This is a genomic window from Pseudophaeobacter flagellatus (assembly GCF_021228235.1).
Classification (GTDB): domain Bacteria; phylum Pseudomonadota; class Alphaproteobacteria; order Rhodobacterales; family Rhodobacteraceae; genus Pseudophaeobacter; species Pseudophaeobacter flagellatus.
This window is the reverse complement of sequence record NZ_JAJQRG010000011.1, coordinates 15,059-32,714: the sequence shown is the minus strand read 5'-3', so window position 1 is coordinate 32,714 and position 17,656 is coordinate 15,059. Positions and strand designations below refer to the sequence as shown.

The 17,656-nt window shown below is 57.6% G+C and carries 18 protein-coding genes; 7 read left to right on the top strand and 11 right to left on the bottom strand.

What is annotated here, in order from left to right; genetic code table 11:
• Nucleotides 1-92 precede the first annotated feature (92 nt).
• Complete coding sequence (locus LRK71_RS17605) at nucleotides 93-671, bottom strand: OmpA family protein (protein ID WP_232405280.1); 579 nt, start codon at nucleotides 669-671, stop codon at nucleotides 93-95.
• Between the two features lie 162 nt (nucleotides 672-833).
• On the opposite strand from LRK71_RS17605, the gene LRK71_RS17600 reads away from it, so the two are divergent.
• A complete protein-coding gene (locus LRK71_RS17600; RefSeq protein ID WP_232405279.1) occupies nucleotides 834-1,673 on the top strand; it encodes a M15 family metallopeptidase in 840 nt (279 codons plus the stop codon).
• Nucleotides 1,674-1,726: 53 nt separating this feature from the next.
• Here the strand turns inward: LRK71_RS17600 and LRK71_RS17595 are convergent, their stop codons facing one another.
• The 9 genes from LRK71_RS17595 to LRK71_RS17555 form a co-directional block, all read right to left on the bottom strand.
• On the bottom strand, nucleotides 1,727-2,356 hold the full coding sequence (locus LRK71_RS17595) for a hypothetical protein (protein ID WP_232405278.1): 630 nt from the start codon (nucleotides 2,354-2,356) through the stop codon (nucleotides 1,727-1,729).
• A 58-nt stretch (nucleotides 2,357-2,414) separates the two neighbouring features.
• Complete coding sequence (locus LRK71_RS17590) at nucleotides 2,415-3,911, bottom strand: caspase family protein (protein WP_232405277.1); 1,497 nt, start codon at nucleotides 3,909-3,911, stop codon at nucleotides 2,415-2,417.
• A gap of 130 nt (nucleotides 3,912-4,041) precedes the next feature.
• The gene (locus LRK71_RS17585; RefSeq protein ID WP_232405276.1) at nucleotides 4,042-4,392 is read right to left on the bottom strand and encodes a DUF8776 family protein; all 351 of its coding nucleotides are present in this window, start codon (nucleotides 4,390-4,392) and stop codon (nucleotides 4,042-4,044) included.
• Between the two features lie 2 nt (nucleotides 4,393-4,394).
• A complete protein-coding gene (locus LRK71_RS17580; protein ID WP_232405275.1) occupies nucleotides 4,395-4,781 on the bottom strand; it encodes a response regulator in 387 nt (128 codons plus the stop codon).
• A gap of 33 nt (nucleotides 4,782-4,814) precedes the next feature.
• On the bottom strand, nucleotides 4,815-5,681 hold the full coding sequence (locus tag LRK71_RS17575; RefSeq protein ID WP_232405274.1) for a CheR family methyltransferase: 867 nt from the start codon (nucleotides 5,679-5,681) through the stop codon (nucleotides 4,815-4,817).
• Nucleotides 5,681-6,160 carry a chemotaxis protein CheW gene (locus tag LRK71_RS17570; RefSeq protein ID WP_232405273.1) on the bottom strand — a complete coding sequence of 160 codons (480 nt, stop codon included), beginning with the start codon at nucleotides 6,158-6,160 and terminating at the stop codon, nucleotides 5,681-5,683. Before LRK71_RS17570 ends, LRK71_RS17575 begins: the two co-directional genes overlap by 1 nt.
• Complete coding sequence (locus LRK71_RS17565; RefSeq protein WP_232405272.1) at nucleotides 6,150-8,321, bottom strand: chemotaxis protein CheA; 2,172 nt, start codon at nucleotides 8,319-8,321, stop codon at nucleotides 6,150-6,152. Before LRK71_RS17565 ends, LRK71_RS17570 begins: the two co-directional genes overlap by 11 nt.
• A gap of 1 nt (nucleotide 8,322) precedes the next feature.
• A complete protein-coding gene (locus LRK71_RS17560) occupies nucleotides 8,323-8,697 on the bottom strand; it encodes a response regulator (RefSeq protein ID WP_232405271.1) in 375 nt (124 codons plus the stop codon).
• Nucleotides 8,694-8,981, bottom strand: coding sequence for an STAS domain-containing protein (locus LRK71_RS17555; RefSeq protein WP_232405270.1), 288 nt, complete (start codon nucleotides 8,979-8,981; stop codon nucleotides 8,694-8,696). The genes LRK71_RS17560 and LRK71_RS17555 overlap by 4 nt, the downstream gene beginning before the upstream one ends.
• Nucleotides 8,982-9,437: 456 nt before the next feature.
• Between LRK71_RS17555 and LRK71_RS17550 the strand changes: the two genes are divergently transcribed.
• From LRK71_RS17550 to modC, 6 genes are all read left to right on the top strand, one after another.
• Complete coding sequence (locus tag LRK71_RS17550; RefSeq protein WP_232405269.1) at nucleotides 9,438-11,810, top strand: methyl-accepting chemotaxis protein; 2,373 nt, start codon at nucleotides 9,438-9,440, stop codon at nucleotides 11,808-11,810.
• Between the two features lie 147 nt (nucleotides 11,811-11,957).
• Nucleotides 11,958-12,899 (top strand): CheB methylesterase domain-containing protein, encoded by a 942-nt coding sequence (locus LRK71_RS17545; RefSeq protein ID WP_232405393.1) that lies wholly within the window; start codon nucleotides 11,958-11,960, stop codon nucleotides 12,897-12,899.
• 22 nt (nucleotides 12,900-12,921) lie between these two features.
• Nucleotides 12,922-13,488, top strand: a complete 567-nt coding sequence (locus tag LRK71_RS17540) for a chemotaxis protein CheD (RefSeq protein WP_232405268.1) — start codon at nucleotides 12,922-12,924, stop codon at nucleotides 13,486-13,488.
• A gap of 158 nt (nucleotides 13,489-13,646) precedes the next feature.
• On the top strand, nucleotides 13,647-14,456 hold the full coding sequence (gene modA / locus LRK71_RS17535; RefSeq protein ID WP_332460279.1) for a molybdate ABC transporter substrate-binding protein: 810 nt from the start codon (nucleotides 13,647-13,649) through the stop codon (nucleotides 14,454-14,456).
• 6 nt (nucleotides 14,457-14,462) lie between these two features.
• Nucleotides 14,463-15,155 carry a molybdate ABC transporter permease subunit gene (gene modB / locus LRK71_RS17530; RefSeq protein ID WP_232405267.1) on the top strand — a complete coding sequence of 231 codons (693 nt, stop codon included), beginning with the start codon at nucleotides 14,463-14,465 and terminating at the stop codon, nucleotides 15,153-15,155.
• Complete coding sequence (gene modC, locus LRK71_RS17525) at nucleotides 15,155-16,252, top strand: molybdenum ABC transporter ATP-binding protein (protein WP_232405266.1); 1,098 nt, start codon at nucleotides 15,155-15,157, stop codon at nucleotides 16,250-16,252. Before modB ends, modC begins: the two co-directional genes overlap by 1 nt.
• Before the next feature lie 26 nt (nucleotides 16,253-16,278).
• On the opposite strand, the gene LRK71_RS17520 is transcribed toward modC, so the two are convergent.
• Entirely contained in the window at nucleotides 16,279-17,655 is a 1,377-nt protein-coding gene (locus LRK71_RS17520) for a formimidoylglutamate deiminase (protein ID WP_232405265.1), read from the bottom strand.
• Between the last annotated feature and the right edge of the window lies 1 nt (nucleotide 17,656).

The window sequence follows — 17,656 nt, the reverse complement described above, 5'->3', positions numbered from 1 at the left end:
CTGTCAATGATCGCAGCGGGACATTGCAGAGGGGCACAACAGATCCGCCAGACTGCGCAGACCCCTGTGCGGCCGTGGGAAAACGCACCGGGTTAGCCCAGAGCCTGGAATTCTACCCGGCGGTTTTCATCTGCGCGCGGATCATTGGCATTATAGGGGGCTGTTTCGCCCATGCCGATGGCGCGCAGCATGCTTTCGGCAACGCCGCAGGTGCTGACCAGATAGCGGCGCACTTCCTTGGCGCGTAGCAGCGACAGCCGTTCATTATAGGACGCAGAGCCAGAACTATCGGTATGGCCGATGATCTGAAAAACCGTGCCCTCCATTGCCTTCATCGAGGCGCACATATTTGCCAGCTTGGGCTGCTGATCGGCGCGCAGGGCGGCGCTGTCAAAATCAAAAGAGATCTGCACATTGATTTGCGACTGACGTTCAACCGGGGTGTATTCTTCGCTTGCGGCGGCAACGGTTGCGGTTTCTTGGGTGTCAGGTGCCTCTGCCGAGCCGACACCACTGGGTACGATCACCAGGCCTCGGGTTTTTTGCTGTTCAAACGCTTTGGTGATCTCTTCGACAGAGAGTTCCTGATCACTGTCTTGCGCCTGCGCCAGTGAGACCGGAAGAAGCAGGGCTGAGCAGAGACAGGCAATACCAAATTTAACGCGGACCATAACGTGCCCCCTATACTGAAAAACAACTCATGAAAAAGTCTATACCACAGGATCGGTTCTGCCAATGGGGCGGTGGGGATAAGATCGCCGCCGGGGCGACAAAAGACTTTACTCGCCGTGTCCACCGTTCTTGAATGGTGTTGGTATTGAGTAGAGGGTGTTATGCGGGTTCTGCCGGCGATTATTGTATGTCTGGGGCTGCTGTTGGCCCCTGCGGTCTGGATGGGCCTGAAATGGCTGCTCTCGGAGGAAGATTTTCAGGGCGCGGCGGTTGATTCCACCGCGCGAATTGAAATCGAAATGCTGCGGCAACAGATTGAGGATTTGCAGCTACGGCTGAGCGATCTGCAAACCGAGGTGACACGTTTGCCGCTGGCTGGCGGCGGTCAGATGGCGCCAGAGGCTTCCTCTGCCGAGGCAGAGCGTGCAATCTGGGATCAGACCGAAGGGGCCGATCTGGACTATGCTCAGGTTGTGCTGATTGCCGATCGGGTCAATGTCAATCGTGGGCTACAGGTGACTGGCGGGCGCTACCTGACAGAGCGGTTGGGCCGTCCGCGCGAAAGCCTGAGTGACACCTGCCAACCCATGACCAATCCTGATCTGAAGGCAAAGCTGGTGACAGAGCAGGTAGGCCCCATTCGGGTTAGCATGCTGCGCCCAGCCATCGAGAGCCTGAAGGTGGTGTTTGAGAATATCCGTAAGGCCGACCCCGACCTCTATAACCGGATTAATACGGCGGGGGCGCTCTGTGTGCGGCGTATCCGTGGCACAACAGATTCACTTTCGACTCATAGTTATGGCCTGGCGGTGGATCTGAATATTGATGGTCAACTGGACAATTTCACCGATGGAAAAACCCAGTTGGGCTTGACTATCATGGCGGATTTTTTCTTTGACGAGGGCTGGGTCTGGGGGGCCGGGTTTCGCCGCGAAGACAGCATGCACTTCGAAATTAGCCGCAGCCAGTTGGACAGCTGGATGAGCGAAGGCCTTCTGTAGCACGGCCGTCGCTGTCCCTAACCCGCAACAGGAATGGCGCACTGTGGGGGAGGCTATGAGCGGAGCAGGATTTTGTTTGACCCTATCGCCTGGGCCAGTTGCTGGTACTGGCTGGCGCGTGCAGCGGACTGGGTGGAGGAGCGCAGCAATCGCGTTTCGGCTTCTTCCAGGATAACGAGGGCCTGCTGGTAGCTGCTGGCGCGCTTTTCTGGGGCGATGGAAACCAAGGGCCTGGAGGAATATTGACCATCAGCGCTACGCAGCCTTGCCCGGGGTTGGTTTGGGTCGGAATTGTCGCGGGCCAGCTGGCGCAGCTCTTCTGCCGTGTCGCTCAGGATTTGCTTCATTTCGTCATGACCGCCCATCTGGGTGGCATCAGCTATTACGGCTTCCAGCCGTTCTGCCAGGCAATCGACAACGAACCCGGCGCTGCCATTGCAAAGCGCCGGGGCCTGTCCCAACCGGCTGGCAATCTGTGGCACAGAACTGACCCGCGAGGTCGGAGATCGGCCAGTGGGGTTGCCCTCGCCTTCTTCGTTTTCTTCGCTTCCGTATTCTGAATATCCACCATAATCACTGGTGTCGGAACCGGTGTCCCCGGTTTCCTGCGCCGCCAGCGGTGAAAACAGGCCAAGTCCAAGAATAAGAGCTGTGGCAAGGGTCGTTTTGAGACAACGTAACATGAAGAAAACCTTTCACTTATTACTGCTTATATTCCTGCATCGCCCAATTACGGGTGACTTAGTCTTCCAACCCATAGGCCCGGCGGATACCGCGTTGGGTGCCGGGGCCAAAATCGCCGTCAATAGAGCCTTGATAAAATTCATGCGCTCTCAGCTCGCTTTGCAAGGCCCGGCGGGTTGCCAATGTGAACATATTAGGGCGTTTGCTTAGCAGGTCGAGCACATCGCTGCTGCCCGTGCGTAGGGCAGCATAGAGGAACCGGGCGGCATCCTGCGGGCCCTTGTCTGGAACCAGGCCATCGTCGATCAGGGCTGCAAAATTGAACTGCGCCTGCGGATGGCGCAGTTCTGCAGCCCGTTGAAAGAAGCCATAGGCTTTTTGTGGATTAGCAGGCAGACCAAGGCCGCCCTGATGGTGTAGGAAGCCTAGATCATTGATTGCATCGGCGAAATTTTGTCGTGCGGCCGCCTGATATAGCTGTAGCGCTTTCTGTGGATCCGCTGCCACCCCGGTGCCGCGTTCATAAAGCTTTGCCAGTTCGAACTGGGCCTCAGGTGCGCCGGCGGCCGCTGCCCGTTCCAAAAAGGCCACGGCGGCCGCTGGGTCAAATTGCCCCGCATTGGGGTTGAGCCGCATATAGGCCAGGCCCAGCATGGAGCGGGTGTCGCCCAGTTCGGCCAGGGCCAGTAGCTGTTCTTCCTGATCTGGTTTAATTGCTGACCAAGAGTCAGAGGTGCCAGCCGGCAGGGCCTCACCATCGCTTGCAGAGGCCAAATAGAAGGGGACCCCCGTCAACGACCCGTAGGTATGGGGTTCTTGCCGATTTCCGGTTTTTTCCAGAACAAGGTCACGTACCTGGCGAAACATCAGGCTGATCTCTAGCCCGGGCTGCACCATTTTCTGCATCAACGCCTGGGCATAGGGACTGTTGTTGCCGGTGCCGTCCAGCGCCACCTGGCCATCCCGCGCAGCAAAGGCCACCAGGGTGCCGCGCTCAGGATCCACCGCCGCCATGCCGCCGCCGCCACTGCTGCGGGTTTCTTCTACGGGGGCTGTGGCTTCGGCAATCTGATCCAGGGCGATGGCATCCCCTAGCGGGTTGTCGCGGCAGCTATCCAAGATGACGATACGCATCTTGCGCGCCCGATCCACTGCCGCCAGCAGTTGTTTCAATGAGGCGGATTGGCGCTGCACATCACGATTGTTGGTGACCTCGGCATCCACCGGAATCAGGAAGTTTTCCCCCTGTACCTCGATGCCATGCCCAGCATAGTAGACCAGCGCCAGGTCGGCTACTTCGGAGCGAAAGGCAAAATCTTCCAGCAGGCGGGTCAGGTCCTGCGCCGTGGCATCCAGCGCGAGGATCACGTCAAAGCCGATACCTTCCAGACTTTGGGCCATGCCACTGGCGTCATTGTGCGTGTTTTGCAACGGCGGCAAATACTGGTAGTCGGCCATGCCAATCACCAGTGCAATCCTATCCCGCCCGGCCTCGCCCATCTGGGGGAGTATAAGGCAGACTGCTGCTGCCAGGATTTTGAAAAAACCAGCCATACCATTACCAATACAGAGACAAAACGCGCCTTATTGGTAATCTAACGCGTTGCCGCTGCAAAGAAAGGGAAAAAAGCCGCTCAAGAGACAGGCTCAAGCGGCTTTGATCGGTTTTTCTGGGTCTTTCCCCTTATGAGGGAATAAAGTTCCCGATTTCACTCAGGCGATCCCGTAGCTTCTGCAGCGTAACCGTTTCGGTTGCCGCTTGAAGATCTGCTGCGCCCGTGTCCAAAACCTGGGTTTCGACCTGCTCATAGAACTTGGCCAGTCCTGCAAGCGTTTGCATCACCAAATCAAAATCCTGCAACGACTGGGTTTCCTGGCGGTTCGGTTTGGTGCCACGATCAAAGATATCGTGGACCACATCCTCTAGGGTTTGCACCTTGGAATAGAGCTGCCGCATTTCACGCGCTGAAATGGCGCTTAGTCCCGAAATCGTATCGCTTTGTACGCTTTGTACGCTTTTGCTTTGCACATTCATGACTACAGCCGCCCGACGACCTGTTCGATCGCCTGCTTCATGGTCGCAACAGTAAAAGGCTTGCGGATGATATTGTTCAGCCCGAGCTTTTTACCCACTTCGATGATTTCTGGTGTTGGTTTGCCCGTCACCAGAATAAAGCCAAGACGCTGGGTTGCCTGATTGGTGCGTACCGCCTGCAACAGGCCCAGACCATCCATGCCCGGCATGTTGTAGTCAGACAGAACCAGATGCACAGGCGTCGTCGTCAACTTTTGAAAGGCCGACTGGCCGTTGTTTTCGACCATGTAATTCTTGATGCCAAGCTCGTCCAGACACTGGGTAATGATGCCGCGGCTTGTGGACATATCATCCACGACCATAACGCGTAGAGAGTCTTTTAAGCTCATGATGTTTTCCTCGTGTTGCTCTTGTCTGCTCGTTTATTGAGCATCGCCTCCGTGGGGAGTGTTGATGTAGGTCGTGATTCCAGAAGTTTTCAGTTTTGCCTCGGCCGGCCCGGACATGCGTTCCGAGTGGCCGATGAACAGATATCCTCCGGGGGTCAAACAGCGTTGAAAGGCTTGCCAGACCTTCTGCTGGGTCGGTGTATCAAAGTAGATGGCCACATTGCGGCAGAAAATTGCGTCGAATTTTCCCTTAAATGGGAAAGGTTCGATCAAATTCAGCACCCCAAAGGTGATCATCGACCTTAGATTTTCGGGCATACGCCCATCTGGTTCCATCTTGGGGACCAGGCTGCGGTATTCAGCCGGGATCTGGTCCAGTTCGTCCCGCGGGTATTTTGCAGCCTGCGCGAGTTTGATAACCTGCGGGTCAATATCCGTTCCCAGGATTTTGAAATCATACTTGCCGATCTCCGGGCACATGCTGTGCACGATCATCGCCATGGTAAAGGGTTCCGGCCCCTTGGAGCACCCCGCAGACCAGATCCGGACCCGTCCCCCATTTCGCGCCCGTTCGATCAACTGCGGCAAGACATCGGTCCGCAGGGTATCGAAGTGATGCGGCTCACGGAAGAAATGTGTGACATTGGTGGTCAGCAGCGACAGCAATTTGCTGCGCTCTGCGTCACTGTTCTTGCCATTCAAACGGGTCAGGTAGTCTTTGAAGTTAACGACATTCTGCTGTCTCAGCTGGCGGGCAAGCCGCGCAGAAACCAGGGGTTTCTTACTGCTCGACATCGACAGCCCAAAGTGTTTGTAGGCAAAATCAGCAATTGCCTCAAAATCCTGATCCGTCAGGTTGAACCCGTCGGTCGCGGAGCCGATGGAACCCGCAGCAAGCATTAGAGCACCTGCTCTGGAACAGAGATAACTGCGTCCAGGTTGATGATCCGCACCATGGTTTCATCATGTGAAATGATGCCCTGGATATATTCCATCGTGTTGCGGCTATCGACCGGGGGTGTTTCCTGGATCTCTTCAGGATCGATCGAGATGATCTCAGAGACGGATTCGGCCAGCAGGCCAACGGGTTTGCCATCCGAAGAGACGACGATCACAACATTGCGCTCGCTGGCTTCGGTGGTTTCCAGGCCAAACCGGGCCGAGAGGTCATAGATCGGGATCACCGCTCCACGCAGGTTCATCACGCCCAACACGTCCGAAGGTGCATGGGGCAGGATGGTGACCGGCGACCAGCGACGAATCTCACGGATCTGGGTGATCTTCAGACAGAAGGCCTGCCCCGCGACGGTGAAGCTCACAAACTCGCTAAACTGAGCGTGCTTAACTTCTTGGTCATTACTTTTTACTTCAGCTTGCATTGCTCATTCTCCGCTCGGTGTCAAAGGCACCTGCCGTGGTAGGCGAGGTTGCCAGTATGCTTTCAGGATCAAGGATCATAGCGATCTTGCCGTCCCCTAGGATGGTTGCGGCGGCGACGCCGGCAATTTCTCCGCAGACACCATCAAGGCTTTTGATGACGACCTGGCGTTGGTCGTGGATGTCATCCACTGCCAGGGCGCTGCGTTGTCCGGTTTCGGTTTCTACCAGCAGGTAGACGCCGGGAGGGCGGTCGTTGTCTTCCTTGCGCAGGCCAAGCGCGCCGGCGACGTCACAGATCGGAACAAAACTGCCGCGGATAGACAGCAACGTGCCATCGGCGCCCAGGTTGTTGATCATATCGTCATTGCCGCGCATTGTTTCGACGATCGAGGTGATCGGAACCACCATGGTCTGATCCGCCACTGAAACCACCATGCCATCCATAACCGCGAGGGTCAGAGGTAGGATGATGGTAAAGGTTGATCCCTTACCCGGCGTGGAGCTGATATTGATCCGTCCGCCAAGTCCGGTCACGGCGTTTTTGACCACATCCATGCCAACCCCACGACCCGAGAGGTTGGAGACCTCTTTCGCTGTCGAGAACCCTGGCAGGAACAACAGATTGTCGATCTCGCTATCAGTCAGCTCGGCGTTTTCGGGAATCAGGCCCTTGTCGATGGCAATCTGCTTCACACGGGGGCGGTTGACCCCTGCGCCGTCATCTTTGACTTCGATACAGACAGAGCCGGATCGGTGTGAGGCGCTCAGCCGGATTTCACCAATCCTGTTTTTATTGGCGCTTTCCCGATTTTCGGGCGATTCGATGCCATGATCGACTGCGTTGCGCAGGATATGCGTCAAAGGGTCTGCCAGGCGTTCGATCACTGTCTTGTCGACTTCGGTGTTTTCGCCTTCTGTCACCAGCTTGCAGGTCTTGCTTGTCGCACTTGACGCTTCTCGTACAATCCGGGCCATGCGTTGGAACAACGGTTTCACCGGCTGTGCCCGGATGGACATGACGCCTTCTTGAATGTCGCGGGCCAGATTCTTAAAGCCCTCGAGTTCTGTTTCAACGTCCCGTACATCGGCCACATCGAGATTGGCAATTTGCTGTGCCAGCATCGAGTGGTTGATAATCAGCTCCCCAACAGCGTTGATGAGCCGGTCCACCCGTTCGAGATCCACACGCAGTGTTGGATTCGGCCCACGCTGCTCTGATTTTGTGCTCTCGGCTTTGGGGGCTGAAGGTTTGGCGCCAGAGGCTTCTGGTTGTGCTTCAGGCGTCGGCACGGGGGCCGGCTGTTCAAAAGGGGGTGTTGTTGTCTCTTCAACCATGGTTGTGGGCTCCGCTACCGGGGTAAGGTCTACAGGGGCCGACCCGAAGACGGCGTCCAAAGCAGCCAGAGCTGCGGCATCCGCATCCGCATCACCCGCACCTTCGATTGACAGTTCGCAGAGGCCTTCAACAAATTCAAAGACGGCTTCTACAGTGGATCGTGGTTCGCTGGTGGTCAGGGTCAGATTCCAGCTCAGATAGCTTTCTTCCGGATCCAGACTGTCAAAACCAGGCAGTTCAGAATCGTCAAGCACGATTTCCAGCGGGCCCATCTCTTGCAGAGCCTGGAACAGGAAAAAGGGTTCGTTTCCTGTGCTGTACATGTCCTTCAAAGGGCGGAAGTGGATCTGATAGGTCTCTTCCGTGGGCGCCTGTGGTATATCGATTGCGGCAATATCTATCGGTCCGCCCAGCCCCATGGGCTCAAACGTCAGGTCCTCTTCCTCTTCAGGAATATACTTGTCCAGCGCTTCGATCAGCATGTCGTGATGCGCCTGATCGGTTTCGCCGCCATCGCGGGCAACCGCCACCAGATTGTACAGGTGGTCACAAGAGCGCAGCAACAGCTGGATCAGGGGTTCGTCCAGCTCCATCCGGTTTGCGCGGACTTCATCAAAAACGGTCTCAAATCTGTGGGCAAAAGCCACCAACTCGTTCAAGCCAAATGCGCCCGCGCCACCCTTGATCGAGTGAACTGCGCGGAATACGGCATTGACTACCTCTGGGTCATGATTGCCACCTTCGATGGCACTCAGACCCTCATCCGTTGCTTCAAGGAGTTCTTCGCACTCCTCAAAGAAGGTGTCCTGAATGGAGCCAGCCATCTTACGCCGCGGCTCCGGTCACGCGCTTCAGCGCAAAGATCAGGGAGGCATCGTCAAATGGCTTGGTGATCCAGCCGGTTGCCCCTGCATTGCGGGCACGGGCCTTCATTTCAGGCGCGCTTTCGGTGGTCAGAACCAGGATTGGAACCTTGGAGTTGATATCGGTGCCGCGCAGCTCTTCAATGACGCCAAATCCGTCCAGGTTGGGCATGTTGATGTCGGTGATGACAACGTCAGGAGCGACATCTTCGTACATATCGACGCCTTCACGTCCGTCAACGGCGCTGACGTATTCGAAACCAGCTTCTTCCAACGTAGCTGCAAGAAGGTTTCGAATGGTGCGGGAATCGTCGATTGCCAATACTTTGGTTTTCATGCTGTTACCTCGTCTTCAAATCGGTTGGGCTCTAGACCCAAGAGCGTCAGGGAGTTGCGGCAGGATTCGGTAATATGGGTTACCGCGAACCCCAATTCTTCAGAGCGCCACTGCTGCTCGGCACTGAGAAGCAGTTGCAGGCAACGCGATGGCATTGCTGCTACATTGCTGCAGTCAATCTCGACAGCAGCGGTGCGCGCCTCGCCCAGAAAAGTCGCAAGCGGACTCAACTCGGCAAATGCATTTGGCAAATCCAAAAGGTGTTTCTGCGTTTCTGTGGTCATCTTCCGCGATTCTCACCCCCGTTGTCGGTGACATGTGTGTATTCGATGGCTCCATAGTTAGGTCGTCTGGCTTAACAATTGATTGCTGCAAGATGTCAGAAAAGCGGTTTTGTGCGCTCCGTAACCAGGGACAATTCTTGATTTTCTTAAAGTTTTCCCAGTCTTCGAGGTGATTCTTGCAAGCGGTGGGAATGGTAGAAAATGAAACATCTGCACGTGTCCGTGAAAGGTTCGCAATTCCGCTCCGTATATATACGGGCTGTTTTGCCATGCTGTTCAGCAGCGCAAAATGGCGGTCCCGGGTCCCTGAAACCTGCCAAGATCAGGCGAATTCAGGGTAAATTGCTAAACTTCAAAACACTGTGCCAGCGGCGTAAGCGGCAAATTAACATCTCTTCTGCAGTCTGACGCTTAGTTCCGATGCGCATTGCCGCAGTAAAGCCTCAGGAGAAAGAAATGCAGGGTCTGAGATCTCTCAAGATTGCCTTCAAGTTGCCACTGTTTGTGGTTGGCTTTGGTGCGCTGCTTACAGCTATTATTGTTACGGTCAGTACGGTCAACTTTCAAAAAAGCGCCTTTAATCAAGCCGAGAATCAGTTCGAATCCTTGATTGCCGGGCGCAAAACCGCGCTGGAATCGCTTTTCCGCGGCATCAATGCGGATCTGATGACACTGGCGGCAAACCCGTCAACGGCAACGGCGCTGCAACGGCTCTCAGCCGCCTGGAGCAATCTGGGCCCCGAGGCCTCTGATGTGGCGCGCGCGGCCTATATTACTGACAACCCATTCCCGCAAGGCGAACGGCATAATCTGGATCGTGGGAAACAGACGATTCCCTACAATATTCATCATTCAAAGTTTCATCCGGCCTTTCGTACCCTGCTGACGGCCAAGGGGTATTATGATGCCTTCCTGATCAGCATGCCTGGGGATGTGATTTATAGCGTCTTCAAAGAAGACGACTATGGCACCAACCTTATGACCGGCCCCTATAAGGATTCGGATCTGGGCAATCTGTTCCGGGCTGCATTGGATGCCGCAGAAGGCGAAGTTATCTTTTCTGACATCCGGCCCTACGGCCCCAGCGGCGACATGCCTTCAGCCTTTGTGGCTACCAAGATCGTGTCAAACTCTGGCCAAACCGTTGGTGTTATCATCGTGCAGATGATGGTTGGCCTCATTGATGGCATTATGAATGATGCAAAAGGCATCGGTGACACGGCCGAAGTCTTCCTGGTTGGGGATGACCTCAGGGCGCGCTCCACGTCTCGGTTTGAAGGTGGCCATGCCACCCTTGATCAGTTGCCCGCCACATCCTACCTCACAGAGGCCCTGGCAGAGCGCGGCGCCTTTACCACGGATGCAACAGGCCTGCGTGGCCAGGAGGTCGCCGCCTATGCTGAACATATTCAAATGTTGGGCACCAATTGGGCCATTGCAATTGAACAGGACAGAGACGAGCTGCTGGCGCCCGTAGTGCATGATCGCAATATCTTGGTGCTCGCATCCATTGTCGGCGCTGCTGTCATGTCGATCCTGGGCTGGCTCTTTGCTGGCACCATTACCCGACCACTGGACCGGATTTGCCGCAGTATGGAGGCAGTCTCTTCAGGTAACCTGAATACCGATGTGCCAGAGGCAGGTCGCGGTGATGAAATCGGGGCGATCGGAAAAACCTTGGTAAGCATGCAGGAAGATCTGCAACAGGCCAGAATCGCGGAAGAACAGCGCGCCGAATTGCAGCAGGAACAACAGATTGTTGTTGAAAACCTGAGTGCCGGTCTGGTGCGGCTGTCCGAAGGTGATTTTTCGCAGCCGATTGAACAGGCCTTCTCGGGGGAGCATGAGAAGCTGCGCCAGAACTACAACCAGACCATAGACACGCTTAGCGGCACTGTTTCCAAGGTGATCGAAGCCTCGGGTTCCATTCGCAATGGCGCGACTGAAATCAGCCGTGCCTCGGATGATCTGTCGCATCGTACCGAAAGCCAGGCGGCCACGCTGGAAGAGACCGCCGCCGCGATGGACGAGCTGACCGCAAGCGTCAAATCCGCCGCCGAGGGGGCGCGCAGCGTCGAGGCGACGATGGAAGCGGCCAAGAAAGAGGCCGAGATCAGCGGCGAGGTGGTGCAGAGCGCGGTTTCGGCGATGACCGAGATTGAGCAAAGCTCGAACCACATCGGTCAGATCATCTCGGTGATTGACGATATTGCCTTCCAAACCAACCTCTTGGCACTGAACGCCGGGGTCGAGGCGGCCCGGGCTGGCGAGGCTGGAAAAGGCTTTGCGGTTGTGGCCTCCGAAGTGCGCGCCCTGGCGCAGCGGTCTTCGGATGCGGCGATGGAAATCAAGACGTTGATCGGTGACAGCTCGAAACAGGTGGCGCGTGGCGTTGATCTGGTGGGCAAGGCGGGCGAAGCGCTGGAAAGCATCGTTGGCCAGGTCAGCCATATTTCGAAACTGGTGTCCGGCATCGCCGAGGGCGCGGTGGAGCAATCCACGGGCCTGAACGAGATCAACACCGGGGTGACCCAGCTGGATCAGGTGACCCAGCAAAACGCCGCCATGGTGGAACAGGCAACCGCCGCTGGGCATTTGCTCAACTCTGATTCGACGCAGCTTTCGCAATTGGTTGCTGGTTTTCGCATCAAGGCGGGCGCAACCGTGGCCCGGGTGCAGCCAGATCAATCCAGTGCCGTGCCTGCGGGCCAGCTCCCATCTGCCCATGGTGGCGTTGATTGGGAAGTGGATGACGCCCTTGTGTCGTCCGGTAGCGCAGCCTTTGCAGCAGATGGAAATGCCGCCAAGGACCTGTGGCAAGATTTTTAAGTGACGCTCTCCGGGGTGCCAAACTGCCCCGGGCTGACCATTAACTTCGGTTCTTACCGATCAACCTGACTGGGTGACACATTGCAGCCTCAGAACCTATTGATCATTACAACAGACCGGGCCTTTGCTCGTTCAATTCAAAGCCATATGGAAGCCAGCTATCCGGGAATGAAGGTGCTGTTGGCGAATAACCTTATGATGGCCTACAATCAGGCAGAGGCCGCACAGCCGGTGTTTGCCTTTGTCGAGGACGGGTTCACCAAACTGCCCGAGTTTGAGATGATGTTGGCCTTGTTCTCGGCGCTTGATACGCGCTGGGTGGCGGTGATGGACAGTGCGGGGGCGACGCCTGCGCGTACGTCCTCGCCCTTGCTGAATGTCGGTGCCGGCATCTTTGAGCTGACCAAAACCGATACGCCACAGCAATTTTCCCAGTATTTTGACATGATGGTCAAGGCGCCAAGGCGTGAACAGGCTGGCCCCCGAGGGATGGGGGGTGGGGCAGCTGCCCCTGTGAAAGACTTCAAGAAAATCATCTTGATCGGCTCTTCCACCGGTGGCGTAGAGGCTCTGCGCAGTGTTCTTGTTGGTTTTCCGGCGCAATGCCCGCCGACCATGATCGTGCAGCATACTGGCAAGAATTTTGGTCAGGGCCTTGTGTCGTTGTTGGATCGGATCTGCGCCGCCAAGGTGGTCCAGGCCGAAGACAATACAAAGCTGGAGGTCGGCCATGTCTACATTGCCGCAGGTCAGCGTCGCCATATGGGTATGACTCAGCGCAAACCGATGCGCACCCGTATGAAAGAAGGCCCGCCGATTTCCGGTCATGTTCCGTCTGTTGACGCGTTGTTCACCTCTGCAGTGCCATATGGGAGTGACGTAGTTGCAGCGATCCTGACGGGCATGGGCCAAGACGGTGCCAGAGGACTGTTGGAACTTCGCAAAGCAGGGGCTGCCACCTTTGCACAGGATGAAAAGTCTTCTGTGGTTTATGGTATGCCAAGGGTTGCTTGGGAAACTGGCGCCGCAGAAAAACAAGTCTCCCTTGCCCGTATGGCTGGGGCTCTTCTTCAGGCCGCCAAGTCCTGATTATGTTGATAAGGAGCGTACTGTGACAACAGTTTTTGCCAATACTACCTCGGTCACGGTCCTGCAGGGCGAATACCGGGTTTCGACTGACCCAAAAGTGGTGTTCTCTACTGTTTTAGGCTCTTGCATTGCCGCCTGTATCTATGACGCAGAAAACGGCGTTGGCGGTATGAATCACTTCCTATTGGCCAATGCAAACGGCAATGATGTCAACGCGCGCTATGGTATCCATGCGATGGAACTATTGATCAACGGCATCATGAAAAAGGGGGCCCAACGGCAAAACCTGAAGGCCAAGGTCTTTGGCGGGGCAAAAATGTCGGTCAACCTGTCGGACATTGGGGCCTCTAACGCGCATTTTGTGCAGGGCTTCCTACAGGACGAAGGCATTCCGGTGATTTCCTCCAGTGTTGGCGGGACCTCGGCCCGGCGTGTGCGTTTTCATGCAGTTTCCGGAAGCGCCCAGCAGACACGGGTTGAAAACGACCGCCGCCTTGGCGAGCAGGAAATGGCAGCAGCCCGTCGTCCGGCGCCAAAGCCAGCCCAGGCTCCAGCCGCGGCCGATCCGGGTGGTTTGACCCTGTTCTGATCGCGCGTGACCTCTTTTGCCAAAGCCCGCACCATGAAACTGGTGTGGGCTTTGGCGTGATATGCGCTGCGATTTACAGATTTGACTTGCCCCGCATAGATCGCAAAGCTACCCCAAGGGGGAGGTATCTGAAGCAGGCTGCGGGAGGGTCTGACGTCGTGTCCCGCATCACTCGATTCCTGACAGCGGCTGCCTGGCCCGGCCTATTGGCTCTGGCGGTCATGCTTGGCGCAGCAGGAAGTCTGCGCGCAGCAGATGTGACGCTGTTTGCAGCTGCCAGCCTGAAAAACGCCCTGGACGAAATCAGCCAGTCTTTTGAGGCAGAAACCGGCTATAGCCTGGCAATCTCGCTTGCGGGGTCCTCGATTTTGGCGCGTCAGATCAGCCTAGGTGCCCCGGCTGATATCTACTTACCCGCCAGCCCCGACTGGATGGATTATCTGCAAGCCAAGGGGCATGTGCTGCCCAACAGCCGACGAAATTTGTTGGGCAATCACCTTGTTCTTGTTGCTCCGCGCGACAGTGGTCAGCCGATTTCTGGCTTTGACGATCCGGGTCTGATGGCGCAGCTGGGGCAGGGCAAACTGGCTATGGCGCTGGTGCAGGCGGTGCCGGCTGGGATCTATGGAAAATCGGCGTTGCAGTGGTTGGGGCTGTGGCAGCGGTTGGCACCGCAGGTTGCCCAGGCGGACAATGTGCGCGCAGCACTTGCGCTGGTGGCGGCGGGGGCGGCACCGCTGGGGGTGGTCTATGCCAGTGACGCGCGGGCGGAACCCCGCGTTATGATCCTGGCCGAATTTCCGTCTCAAAGTCATGCGCCGATCCGCTATCCGCTGGCGCTGATCCGGCCGGTGGCCAATGCCGAGACAGCGCCCAGCCCGGCGGCCGCCAGCCTGTATGCCTATCTGCAAGGGCCCGTGGCGCGTGCGGCCTTTCTTGAGGCGGGCTTTGACGTTGATGTGGAGTAACCCCGCATGAGCTGGCTTGGCCCCGAGGAATGGCAGGCGGTGGCGCTGTCTCTCAAGGTTTCGATCTGGGCCAGCCTCTTGACGCTGCCCTTTGGTATCTTCGCCGCCTATGCGTTGGCGCGCTGGCATTTCCCCGGCAAACACCTGCTCAATGGGTTGGTGCATTTGCCGCTGATCCTGCCGCCGGTGGTGACGGGCTATCTGCTGCTTTTGATCTTTGGCCCGCAAAGCGCGGTCGGCAGTGCGCTACAGCAGATCGGCATTGTGTTCGCCTTTCAATGGACCGGCGCGGCGTTGGCGGCTGCCATCATGGGCTTCCCTTTGATGGTGCGGGCCATCCGCTTGTCGATCGAAGCGGTTGATCCCAAACTGGAAGAGGCCGCCGCGACCCTGGGCGCCAGCCGGTTCTGGGTCTTTGTCAGCGTGACCCTGCCGCTGATCCTGCCGGGCATCCTGGCGGGGGGCATCCTGGCCTTTGCCAAGGCCATGGGAGAGTTCGGCGCCACCATTACATTTGTCTCGAATATTCCGGGCCAGACGCAGACGCTGCCCTCGGCGATCTATGCCTTCTTGCAGCAGCCCGGCGGTGAATCTGCGGCGCTGCGACTGGTGGCTGTTTCTGTTGTGGTGGCCATGGGTACGTTGGTCTTGTCGGAAGTCTTGGCACGCCGGGTCAGCAAACGGATCGGAGGCGCGTGATGCTTGAGGTCGATCTGGTGCAGCAATTGCCGGGGTTTACCCTGGATGTCCGCTTTCAGGCGCCCACGGGTGTGACCGTGCTGTTTGGTGGATCAGGCGCGGGAAAAACCACTGTTGTCAACGCAGTGGCCGGATTGCACCGCCCCGAGAGCGGGCGGGTGGCGCTGCATGACCGGGTGTTGTTTGATCTGGAGCGCGGGATCTGGTTGCCGCCGCACCGTCGCCGCATTGGCTATATCTTTCAAGAAGGCCGCTTGTTCCCCCATCTGAACGTTCGCCAGAACCTGTTGTTTGGCCGTTGGTTCGCGCCAAAAGGCGCGGCGCGGGAAGATTTTGACCGGATTATTGCAATGCTGGGCATCGCGCCCTTGCTAGAGCGGCGACCGAGCGGTCTATCGGGCGGCGAAAAGCAGAGGGTTGCCATTGGCCGCGCGTTGCTCTCTGCGCCCGATATGATCCTCGCGGATGAGCCTCTGGCGGCGCTGGACGCCGCCCGCAAGGAAGAGATTATGCCCTATTTTGAACGGCTGCGCGACGAGGTGAAAATCCCGGTTCTCTATGTCAGCCATTCCGCCGCCGAGGTTGCCAGACTGGCCACCTCTGTTGTGGTGCTGAAGGATGGCCGGGTGCAGTGTCAGGGCAGCGCCGCCGAGGTTCTGGGGGATGCGCAGGTGATGCCAACCGGGGTGCGGGCGGCTGGTGCTCTGCTCGAAGCGCGGTTGCTGCGCCACCATCCCGATGGGCTGAGCGAGCTGTCGGCTGGCGGTATTTCCCTGTTTTTGCCACAGGTGCCACAGGCTCCGGGCTGCCTGCTGCGTCTGCGTATTCTAGCCCAGGATGTTATTCTGTCCCGGCAAAAACCCGAAGGCCTGTCCGCGCTTAACATTCTGCCCGCAGAGGTGGAAAATATCCGCAGTGGCAGCGGCCCTGGCGCAATGGTATCGTTAAAAACCGATGCGGGCCGGGTGTTGGCCCGTATCACACGCCGATCAGCCAAGGTGCTGGAACTGGCGCCGGGTAGCCACTGCTATGCGGTGGTCAAATCTGTTGCCATTGCCCGCAGCGATGTGAGCAGCAGCGCGGCTGCTGCCCCATAGCCCCAGGGCGGCGGGGGAGGGGGCGACTAGTCAATTGCTGCAAGCAGCTCTGCCATGGCGCTGCGATACCGGGTCAGGATTTGATCCCGTGCGATATGGCGCCCTGCCTGAACACAGTGCCGTCCGGCAGACCACAGGTCGGTGACCACATGATCCTTGGCCGCAAAGACCAGCCCGTCCAACAATTGATCTTGGCCAAGCGCACAGAGCGAGGGATGATTGCTGTCGATCGCAACCAGATCTGCCAGTTGGCCCGGCGCGATGGTCCCGGCCGTACGCCCCAGCGCCTGGGCACCGCCCTGGGCTGCCCCGGAATAAAGTGCATGGCCAACCGACCCTTCGCCCTGCACAAGCACATTGCGCGATAGATCGCGCAGGCGCTGGGAATATTCCAAGGTGCGCAGCTCTTCGGTGAGCGAAATCAGCACATTCGAATCCGACCCAACCCCAAAGGCACCGCCGGCCTCTAGGTAGGTTGGGCCGTTGAAAGGGCCATCGCCAAGGTTGGCTTCGGTCACCGGGCACAGCCCCGCCACCGCGCCAGAACCGGCCATCGCACGGGTCTCAGGCTCGGTCATATGGGTGGCGTGGATCAGGCACCAGTTTTGATCAACCGGCGCATTGTCCAACAGCCACTCTACCGGGCGTGCGCCCAGACCTGCCCGCACCTCCTGCACTTCTTTGGGTTGTTCCGCGATATGGATATGCACCGGATTCGAAGTATTGCCCTGGGCGGCCAGAACAGCCACCAGATCATCGGGCGCGGTGGCACGCAACGAATGCGGCGCGATACCAACCCGGCAATCTGCGGGCAGGGTGGCTTTGGCATGGGCGCGGGCCTGATCGACCAGTTGGCAGAAACGGTCCACATCATTGCCAAAGCGCATCTGACCCGGTTCCAGCGGCTGTTTGCCAACGCCCGCATAGCTGTACAGCACCGGCAGATGGGTCAGGCCAATACCGCTGAGCTGGGCAGCCGCCATGATCCGGTCGGAATGTTCGCTGAGATTATCATAGGGACTGCCAGATTTCTGGTGGTGCAGATAGTGGAATTCTCCAACCGAGGCATAGCCTGCTTCCTGCATCTCCAAGAACACTAGCGCCGCGATGGCTTCGATCTGCTCTGGGGTCAGATGCGCGGTAAAGCGGTACATCAGGTCGCGCCAGGTCCAAAAGCTATCACGCCCGGCCTTACGGTATTCCGTCATCCCGGCCATGGCGCGCTGAAAACTGTGGCTGTGCAGATTGGCCAGCGCCGGCAAAACCGTATCGACACGCTGATCTCCGGCCTGTGGTTTGACCCCCGTTTCAATGGCGCTAATCGCACCATCGCGCAGGGTCAGCCGGGTGTTTTGTACCCAGCCAGTTGCCAGAAGAGCTCGGTTTGCAAAGATCACGGTCATG